Genomic DNA, 9479 nt, shown 5'->3' with positions numbered 1-9479 from the left:
CCGGCGGTGGCCTCCGCCTCCTCCGGCCGCGCGGTCCGGGGAGGACCCTCCGCCGGCTGGTCGCCGAACGCGCGGGTGACGGTCCGCACCGCCTCGGTCAGCTCCCCCGGGATCACCCAGAACGTGTTGTTGTCGCTGCTCGCCAGGTGCGGGAGCGTCTCGAGGTACTTGTAGGCCAGGACCTTCGGGTCGGCGTTGTTGCGGTGGACGGCCTGGAAGACGAGCTCCACCGCCTTCGCCTCGCCGTCCGCCCGCAGGATCATGGCCTGCTGCGTGCCCTGGGCCTCCAGGATGTCCTTCTGCTTCGTGCCCTCCGCGGTGAGGATCTTGGCCTGCCGCTCCCCTTCGGCGTGCAGGATGGCCGCGCGCTTGTCCCGCTCGGCCCGCATCTGCTTCTCCATCGCCTCCTTGATGGTGGCCGGTGGATCGATGGCCTTGATCTCGACGCGGTTGACCCGGATGCCCCACTTGCCGGTGGCGTCGTCGAGGACGGCGCGGAGCCGGGAGTTGATCTCCTCGCGCGAGGTGAGCGTCTCCTCCAGGTCCATGCTGCCGATGACGTTCCGCAGCGTGGTCACGGTGAGCTGGTCGATCGCCTGCAGGTAGTCGGCGACCTCGTAGGCAGCCGACCGCGGGTCGGTGATCTGGTAGTACAGCACGGTGTCGATGTTCACCACGAGGTTGTCCTCGGTGATCACCGGTCTGGGGTCGGACGAGTAGACCTGCTCGCGCACGTCGAGTTTGGTGTTGACGCGGTCCGCCACCGGCAGGACCAGGTTCAGGCCGGGCTGCAGCGTCCGGCGGTACCGGCCGAACCGCTCGATGTTGTAGCGGCGCGCCTGCGGGACGATCCGCACGGCGGAGGCCATGAGGAAGACGACGACGACGACCGCCACGAGAGTGAGGACGACCACTGGATCCACAGTGCCTCCGTTGCTGTGTGTTCAGCCGTTCACGGAAGGAGTTCGCGGGGGTAGACGAGGGCCGTGGCGCCTTCGATCTCCATGACGTCCACCAGCGCGCCCACCGGGATCACCAGGCTCTCGTCGAAGGCGCGGGCGGACCACTCCTCGCCGGACAGTCTGATCAGCCCGCGGGTCGCGGTGACCTCCTGCGTCACCTCGGCCCGTTTGCCGATCAGCGCGTCACTGCCTTCGTGCACGAGGGGTGGCTGTGCCATGTGGCGCAGCGCGACGGGACGGACGAGGAGGAGGCCCGCCGCGGCTGCCGCCGCCAGGGCCAGGAGCTGGCCGGACAGGCCGATCCCCACACCGGCGACCACGGCGGCGACCAACGCGGCGCCCGCCAGCAGCCCGAGGACGAGTGTCAGGGTGAGGAACTCGGCGACACCCAGTGCCGCGGCGGCGAGCAGCCATACGAACCACGGCATCGCGTCCGCCCTTCTTCAGGGGCCCTGCCCACCAAGCTACCGCTCGGACCGCCGGACGGAACAGACACGGCGACCGTGGTTCTCGGCCGCCGGGCGCCCGTCCCGGCCCCGGCCGGCCCGCCCCTCGCGGCACCGTGCCCACGGGGCGTCCATGGAAGCGGCCCCGAGGAAGGCGCGGGCGCCCGGCCGACCCGAAGGGCCCGCCCGGCCGCGGGTGCGCACCGAGGAGACACCCGCCGCCTCATGCACCAGACTCGGAGGGAGACCGCCGGTCGACCACGCCTGAAGGGCCGGGCCCGTGCACGATGTTCCACTGTGGCTGTGGATGGTCTTCGCCGTCACCGTACTGGTGTCCCTGGCGGTCGATCTGCTCGCGCACCGGCAGGCCCACGTCATCGGGTTCCGGGAGGCCGCCGCCTGGAGCGGGGTCTGGGTGGGGCTGGCGGTCACCTTCGGTGCCGTGGTCTTCCTCGTGGTCGGGACAGCTGCCGGGGTGGAGTACACCACCGCGTGGCTGCTGGAGAAGAGCCTCTCGGTCGACAACCTCTTCGTCTTCGCGCTGATCTTCGGGTACTTCCGCGTCCCGCGCGCCTACCAGCACCGCGTCCTGTTCCTCGGCGTCCTCGGCGCCCTGGTCCTCCGGGGCCTCTTCCTCGCCGCCGGTGTCGCCGTGGTCAGCCGCTTCACCGCCGTCCTGTTCGTCTTCGCCGCCGTCCTCTTCTACAGCACCTACAAGATCCTCAAAGAGGAGGAGGACAGCTTCGACCCCGGCAGGAGCATCGCCGTACGGCTGCTCCGCAAGGTCGTCCCCGTGCGGGACGACTACGCCGGCGCCCGTTTCTTCGTCAAGGAGGCCGGCCGGCGCGTCGCCACCCCGCTGCTCGCCGTCGTCGCCGCGATCGAAGCCGCCGACCTCGTCTTCGCCGTCGACAGCGTGCCCGCCGTCCTGGCCGTCAGCAACGACACCTTCGTCGTCTACACCAGCAACGCCTTCGCCATCCTGGGCCTGCGCGCCCTCTACTTCATGCTCGCCGGACTGCTGGACCGGTTCCGGTACCTGAGCAAGGGCCTGGCACTCATCCTCGCCTTCATCGGCGTCAAGCTGGTCCTCCAGGCGTCCCACGAGATCATCAGCCCCGCCGTGCCCGAGATCCCCTCTCCGCTCAGCCTCGCCGTCATCGCCGCCGTCCTGGGCGTCTCCGTCGCGCTCAGCCTGCTGCGTCCCCCGCCGGCCGGCCACGGGGACGCACCGTCGGCGGCCGGCACCGGCGCGCCCGAGGACCGCGCCGGGGACCGGTGACCGGACCCGGGCCGGGGAGCCCTCACACCGAGGGCCCCCGTCCCCCCTCGACCAGCTCCCACGCCCGGGCGAACAGCTCCGGCAGGGTACGGGTGGGGAGGGGCGGCGGGTTCTCCAGCCGGCCGTTGTAGGAACGTTCCAGCCCGAGCAGCTCCGCCTTCCACGCCTCCATGGGCTGGTAGGGCTTGCCGGCGTGGATCCACTCGCCCGGCAGGAAGAGCCGGCGGCCCGCGCGTGCGCGTCGGTCCTCGACGGCCAGGCCGTGCTCGACCAGCACGTCGGCGGCCTCCCGGTGCCGGGGGGCCTTCCAGCCGTTCCACGTACGGACGTTGCGGTCGCTCGGCGCGTACAGGGTGAGCAGTTGCAGGTAGAGCGCTGCCGCGTCCTCGTCGACGCCGAGTCCGCGGGCGGCCCGTCCCAGTACGTCGGGTGCGGAGAACACCGGGTTGGTCTCGTACGTCCCCGGTGGCAGCGCGGGGTCCCCGATCCGCTCGACGATGCGCTCGCAGACCGGGCCGCGCAGCCACTCGACCAGCTCGACATCGGGGTCGTAGCGGGAGCCCGCCCGGGCCTCCAGCAGCGTCCGGGAACGCTCGTCGTCGCCGTAGAACGCCGGGCGGAAGTACAGCTTGGGCCGGAACCGCGTGCCTGTGCGGTCGACACCGCCGTCCACGACCACGGTCAGTCCGTCGTCGACGTTCGCGACGTCCAGCGGTTCCGGGCCGGCGTAGGGACGCGAGCCGAACCTGTCGCGCACGTCGGCGACCCCGTCCCCCACCGTGCGGCTGAGGTTTCCGGCGTCCAGCAGCAGACCCGGGTGGTTCAGCCGCTCGCGCAGCGCCCGTACGAGGCCGGGCGCTCCGGCGCGGACCGGGTCACCGGCGGGAAGCTCCGCGTAGACCCGGAAGAGGTTCGGCACGACGGCGCGCAGGGTGTCCTCGAAATCGAGGAGGTCCCACTCCCCGGCGGCGGTCGGGAAGGGGCGGAAGTCGCTGTTGCGGATCCAGGTGTCGAGGTCCGAGCCGAGGCCGCGGATCGAGGCGTGGTCGGTGAACGCCGCGCAGAAGCGGCCCGCCGACAGCCGGGACGGGTTCAGCTCGATGACCGTCCCGAAGGTGCGCTCCGGGACCACGGTCCGCCTGCCGTACCGTTCCCGCCACGCGTGCGCGATCCGTTCCGCCACCGCGCGCATGCCCTGCGGCTCCCACAGCTCGGCGGGGTCCTCGGGCAGTACGGCCGCCATCAGGTCGAGGCGGTCGAGCGGGCTCGTCCGGCCGGGCTCGCGGACGCCGTCCTCGATCTCGGCCACCTTGAGCCGGTGGATCCTCCGCTCCCGGTCGTCGAGGTGCGGCAGGTACCCCCCGGAGACCATCCCCGCCAGGGCGAGGGACGCCGCCGCCCGGCCCATCCCCGTACCGTCCCGCAGCCCGGCCACCGCGTCGAGGTCCCACGGCACCGGACCGCGCTCCCGGACGAGGTCCACCAGCCGGCGCACCTGCCCCGCGTCGCCCCATCCCCCGCGCGGGACGTCGGTCACCTCCTCGACCGTCCCCAGGCCCGGCGGATCCGCCTCCCCCGCCCGCAGGTCGACGAACTTCCGCAGCCCTCCGGGAGCCCAGCCGACCGCGACGGCCGCACCCCGCTCGTCCCGGACGGCCTCGGGGCCGCCCTCGGCCATCCGCACTAGCCCGGTGCGTATCCGGGCGCGGGGATCGGCGAAGGGGCTGTCCGCCCAGATCTCCAGCAGCGCGAGCAGCCGCCGGCGCCGCTCGTCGCGGGTGGGCTCCACGGCGGCACGCAGCGCCACGGCACCGATCCGCCCGATGAACCGTGACCAGGACCCCTCCCCCGCCCTGCCCGGCTCCTCCCCCTGCTCCCCCCTCCCGGCCAGGTAGCGCCCCGTCCGCTCGATACCGGCCAGCGCCCCCTTGCCGCTCCAGTACCCCGTGCCGTCCACGAGCCCGCCCAGCGCGGCCACCACGCCGTGGTCGTCCAGGGCCGCCGTCCCGGCCCGCGCCGTCAGCGGCTCACTCGCCGTCATCCCGTCCGTCCCCCCGTGTCCCCGTACCGCGCTCGAACGCTCCACGGGGAGATCATGACGTACGGGTCCGACAACGGGGCACGGCCGCTGACGGGACGTCACCTCGGCCGTCGCCTCCCGGGCCGGGAGCACGGTTCCCGTGGTGCGCGGGCACCAGGACACGCGGGCGGCTGGTCCGGGCGCACCAGGGAAGGACGGCGTCGGGGAACGATGCCCGGCGGGGCGCCGGAGGGGAGTGTGGGAGGCGCGCGGATCCCGCGCGTTCGCTCCCGTCCGACGACGTGAAGGACGTCCATGTCCCAAACTGTGGTTTCCCCGGTCCGCACCGGGAGGCTTTCGATCGGTGCCCTCGGCGTCCTGGCGCTCGCCCTCGGCACCCTGCAGTCGGTGGTGGAGCCCGCGCTCCCGCTGCTGCAAAGCGAGTTGGGGGTCAGTCCCGGCGAAGGGGCCCTGGTCGCCAACGCGTTACTCGTCACCGGCGCGGTCACCGCGCCCGTCGCGGGCAAACTCGGTGACCGTCACGGCGGGAAGCGGGTGCTGGTCCGGCTGGCGGCCCTGGTCTCGGCCGGTGGTCTGCTGGCCGCACTGGCGCCGAGCCTGCCGGTGCTGCTGCTCGGTCAGGTGCTGCAGGGCGTCATGGTGGGCGCGCTGCCCCTCTCCTTCATCCTGGTGCGCAAGCACCTCCCGGCGGGGGAGTCGCAGGTGGCGATCGGGGTGGTCGTCGCGCTGTTCACGGGCGGCGGCATGGTGGGGACGGCGGTCGCCGGGCCGATCGCGGAAGGGCTGTCCTGGCACTGGATGTTCGCGCTGCCGACGATCGCGGTCGTCGCGGCGACGCTGGCCGTGACCCGGCTGATGCCGCACGATCCGCCGATCCGGCCGGACGACCGGATCGACTGGCCCGGCGTGGTCCTGCTGAGCGGCACGCTGCTCGCGTTCATGGTCGGGCTCGTGACGGTGACGGGCTCCGGTCTGCCGCCCCTCGCGGCCGGTGCCCTCGTGGTGGTCGTGGCCGCCCTCGCCACCGGATGGGTCGTCGTGGAGCGCCGGTCGGCCACGCCGATGGTCGACCTGCGCATGCTGGCGAAGCCCGCGATGCGGGACGCGTTCGTGCTCACCCTCGTCATCACCGCCAGCTTCGGGATGGTGGTCTTCCTGCTCCCGCAGCTGTTCGCGCTCCCGGCCGACGGCTACGGCTTCGGGGCCGACACCACCGACATCGGGCTGTTCCTGCTGCCCGGCGCCGTCGCCGGGGCGGTGAGCGACTCGGTCGGCGGTCTCGCGGCGCGGCGTTTCGGTCCGCGTGCCGTGGTCGTCGTGGGCACCGTCGTCACGGCGGCCACGCTGATCGCCCTGGCGTCGGTGCACACCGCCGCGTGGCAGCTCGTCCTGGCGAAGGTGCTGACCGCGTTCGCCGCGGGCGTCGGCACCACGGCGCTGCTCGCCGGCACCACCACCGCCGTGAGGGCCGAGGACACCGGCATCGCCACCAGCCTGCTCGTGGTGACCCGCGTGATCGGCGTCGCCCTGGGCGCCCAGGCCGGCGCCGCGATCCTCGACGCCGGGGCCGACCCGGTGACGGGCCTGACGGCCGAATCGGCCTTCGTCACGGGTTTCGCCGCCGCCGGCCTCGTCGCCGCACTGTCCCTGCTCGTCGTCCGCATCACGAGGAAAGAGGTCCAGGCATGAACGGGAAGCGCACGGTTCTGATCTCCGGGGCCGGTGTCTCCGGGCTCGCCCTGGCGTACTGGCTGCACCGGTACGGGTTCGCGGTCACCGTGGTGGAGAAGGCGGGCGCACCGCGCGACGGCGGTTACCCGGTCGACGTCCGCGGGACCGCGATCGAGGTGGTCCGGCGGATGGGGATACTGCCGCGGCTGCGGGACGCCCACATCGACTCGCGTCGCGCCACGTTCCTCGACGCCGACGGCGGTGAGGTGGCCACGGTCAGGACGCACGCCGTCGCCGGCAGCGTCGAGGGGCAGGACCTCGAGGTGCGCCGCGGGGAGCTGACCGCGAGCCTCCACGCGCTGGTCCGCGACGACGTGGAGTTCCTCTTCGACGACTCCGTCGACACCCTCGACCAGTCCGCGGGAGGCGTCGACGTCACGTTCCGCGGTGGGCGACGGCGTACGTTCGACCTGGTGGTCGGCGCCGACGGCACGTACTCGCGCACCCGGGGGCTCGTGTTCGGCCCCGAGGAGCGGTTCCACCACTACCTCGGTTACTGCTTCGCCGTCTTCACCATGCCGAACACCCTCGGCCTCTCCCGCGAGCTCGTGATGTGGAACACCCCGGGGAGGGCCGCGGCCCTCTACGCCACCGGGGACGGTGACGAGCTGCACGCCTTCCTGAACTTCCACCGGCCGCAGCCGCCGACGGACGCCCTCCGCGACCCCGGCGCCCAGCGGGAACTGGTCGCCGAGACCTTCGCGGGCGCGGGCTGGGAGGTCCCCGGCATGCTCGCCGCCCTGCGCGACGCGGACGACGCGTTCTTCGGCACGGCCGGTCAGATCCGCATGCCCCGCTGGAGCGACGGCCGTGTCGCGCTCGTCGGCGACGCCGCGTACGCGCCCTCGTTCCTCACCGGACAGGGGTCGAGCCTCGCGCTGGCCGGTGCCTGCGTGCTCGCCCACGCCCTGGCCGCGCACCGGGACCACACCGCGGCCTTCGCCGCCCACGAACGGGACTTCCGCGGGTTCGTGGACATGAACCAGGCACTGGTCACGGGCGGCGCGGCCACGCTCTTCCCCGCCACGGCGCGGGACCTGGAGCGACGCGACACCATGCTGCGCAACCTGGTCACCATGGACTCCGCGCCGGTACGCCCCGCCCACTCGGCCCTCGCGCTGCCGGAGGACTACGACGACCGGTCGGGGCCGGCGTGGGCCAGGCCCGTCCGGTAGGCGATGACGACGAGCTGGGCCCGGTCGCGGGCCTCCAGCTTCGTCATGGCGCGCTGCACGTGGGCGCGGACGGTGAAGGGGCTGAGGTGCATCCGCTCGGCGATCTCCTGGTTGGACAGGCCGGTCGCGACCAGGGCCACCATCTCGCGTTCGCGCGGGGTGAGCACGGCGAGCCGTTCGGCGTGGTGCGCCGGGACGTCGTCCGGTGTGGCCAGGAAACGGGCGACCAGGGAGCGGGTCGCGGCGGGGGACAGCAGGGTGTCGCCGTCGGCGATCGTCCGTACCGCGTCCGCCAGGTCCTCGGCCCCGATGCCCTTGCCGATGAAGCCGCCGGCCCCCGCGCGCAGCGCCTGGGCGACGTACTCGTCGGTCTCGTACGTGGTGAGGATCAGGACGCGGGTGGCCCGCAGTTCGGGGTCCGCGCAGATCTCCGCCGTGGCGGTGAGACCGTCCACCTCGGGCATCCGGATGTCCATGACCACCACGTCCGGGCGCAGTTGCCGGGTGAGGCGCACCGCCTCCCTGCCGTCGCCGGCCTCGCCGACCACGGTGATGTCGTCGGCGCTGTCGAGCAGCATCCGGAAGGCCCCGCGCAGCAGGGCCTGGTCGTCGGCGAGCAGCACCCGGAGCGTCATGGCGCGTCCCCGGCCTCTCCGTCGCCGGTCCGTCCGTCGGCCATCGGCTCCTCCTCGGTGGTCGTCGCTCCGTCGGTCCCCCGCGCCGTGTCCCTGGCGGGCGGGAGGGGCAGTCGGGCGGAGACGAGGAAGCCGCCCTCCGGGCGCCTGCCCGCGGTGAGTCGTCCCCCGACCGCGGTGGCACGTTCCCGCATCCCGATCAGACCGTAACCGGGCGGGCGGTCCGCCGTCACGGCCGCACCCGGTCCCGTACGGGCGTCGCCGCCGTCGTCGGCGACGGTGAGGGTGACGCGGTCGCGGTGCCAGGCGAGACGCACCCGGGCGCTGCCGGAACCGGCGTGCTTGGTCACGTTGGTCAGGGCCTCCTGGACGATGCGGTAGGCGGTGAGGTCCACTCCCGGCGGCAGCGGCCTGGCCGTGCCCTCCTGCTCCACCGACACCTCCAGGCCCGCGCGGCGGAAGGACTCCAGGAGCGTGGGGAGCCGGGCCAGTCCGGGCGCCGGTTCGGCGGGCGCGGCCGCGTCCCCGGACTGGCGCAGCAGACCGACCGTGGCCCGCAGTTCGTCGAGCGCGTGGCCGGTGGTCTCGACGAGCTCCCCCAGGCTCTTGCGGGTCTGCTCCGGGCGGGTGTCGAAGAGGTGGGCGGCGACCGTGGCCTGCGCGTTGGCCAGGGTGATCTGATGGGCCACCAGGTCGTGCAACTCCCGTGCTATGCGCACCCGTTCCTCGGCGACCCGCCTGCGCGCCTCGTGGTCCCGGCTCTCCTCGGCCCGCCGGGCCCGCTCCTCCACGGCCGCCAGGTAGGCCCGCCGGTTCCGCACCGAATGGCCGAACACACCGGCCATCAGCGGGAACGCCGCCATCACCCCCGTCCTGGTCGCGTCCCTCCACGAGAAGCCCCCGGACAGGGGGGTGGAGGCGGCCAGCACCACGGAAGCGAGCAGCACCGCGCCCGCCGCGCGTCGTTCGGTGCGCGCGGCGAGCGCGTAGGAGTAGGCGGCGATCACGGCGGGGGCCACGATGAGCGGGGACAGCAGGAGACCCAGGGCCGGCACCAGCGCGCCGACCGCGGTCGTGGCCGCCAGCGCGGCCAGGGGCGCCCGGTGCCGCACCGGCAGCACGGCGCAGGAGACCACGGCGACGGCGTAGGCGGCGGCGGACGGAGGTGCCAGCGTGTCGTCGACCTGCACCACGCCGCCGAGCAGAC

8 protein-coding genes are annotated in these 9479 nt (G+C 73.6%); 3 read left to right on the top strand and 5 right to left on the bottom strand.

Annotation, left to right across the window (positions count from 1 at the left end; genetic code table 11):
• Positions 1 to 923, bottom strand: a 923-nt coding sequence (locus B7767_RS02955; RefSeq protein ID WP_085570725.1) for an SPFH domain-containing protein, incomplete at its 3' end; no start/stop codon positions are given.
• Between the two features lie 29 nt (positions 924 to 952).
• Positions 953 to 1390, bottom strand: a complete 438-nt coding sequence (locus tag B7767_RS02950) for an NfeD family protein (protein ID WP_085570724.1) — start codon at positions 1388 to 1390, stop codon at positions 953 to 955.
• 298 nt (positions 1391 to 1688) lie between these two features.
• Between B7767_RS02950 and B7767_RS02945 the strand changes: the two genes are divergently transcribed.
• A complete protein-coding gene (locus B7767_RS02945) occupies positions 1689 to 2690 on the top strand; it encodes a TerC family protein (protein WP_085570723.1) in 1002 nt (333 codons plus the stop codon).
• A 22-nt stretch (positions 2691 to 2712) separates the two neighbouring features.
• On the opposite strand, the gene B7767_RS02940 is transcribed toward B7767_RS02945, so the two are convergent.
• The gene (locus B7767_RS02940) at positions 2713 to 4776 is read right to left on the bottom strand and encodes a hypothetical protein (protein WP_143652167.1); all 2064 of its coding nucleotides are present in this window, start codon (positions 4774 to 4776) and stop codon (positions 2713 to 2715) included.
• A 249-nt stretch (positions 4777 to 5025) separates the two neighbouring features.
• Between B7767_RS02940 and B7767_RS02935 the strand changes: the two genes are divergently transcribed.
• Both B7767_RS02935 and B7767_RS02930 read left to right on the top strand, forming a co-directional pair.
• Positions 5026 to 6420 carry an MFS transporter gene (locus B7767_RS02935; RefSeq protein WP_085570721.1) on the top strand — a complete coding sequence of 465 codons (1395 nt, stop codon included), beginning with the start codon at positions 5026 to 5028 and terminating at the stop codon, positions 6418 to 6420.
• Positions 6417 to 7637 (top strand): FAD-dependent monooxygenase, encoded by a 1221-nt coding sequence (locus tag B7767_RS02930; RefSeq protein WP_085570720.1) that lies wholly within the window; start codon positions 6417 to 6419, stop codon positions 7635 to 7637. Before B7767_RS02935 ends, B7767_RS02930 begins: the two co-directional genes overlap by 4 nt.
• Here B7767_RS02930 and B7767_RS02925 read toward each other — a convergent pair.
• Both B7767_RS02925 and B7767_RS02920 read right to left on the bottom strand, forming a co-directional pair.
• Positions 7592 to 8272 carry a response regulator transcription factor gene (locus B7767_RS02925; RefSeq protein ID WP_085570719.1) on the bottom strand — a complete coding sequence of 227 codons (681 nt, stop codon included), beginning with the start codon at positions 8270 to 8272 and terminating at the stop codon, positions 7592 to 7594. The genes B7767_RS02930 and B7767_RS02925 overlap by 46 nt on opposite strands.
• A partial coding sequence (locus B7767_RS02920) for a sensor histidine kinase (RefSeq protein ID WP_107485762.1) occupies positions 8269 to 9479 on the bottom strand: 1211 nt, incomplete at its 5' end. The genes B7767_RS02920 and B7767_RS02925, both read right to left, overlap by 4 nt.

The organism is Streptomyces sp. 13-12-16, assembly GCF_002114215.1.
In the GTDB taxonomy this organism is placed as follows: domain Bacteria; phylum Actinomycetota; class Actinomycetes; order Streptomycetales; family Streptomycetaceae; genus Streptomyces.
This window is presented reverse-complemented; position numbering and strand designations above follow the sequence as displayed.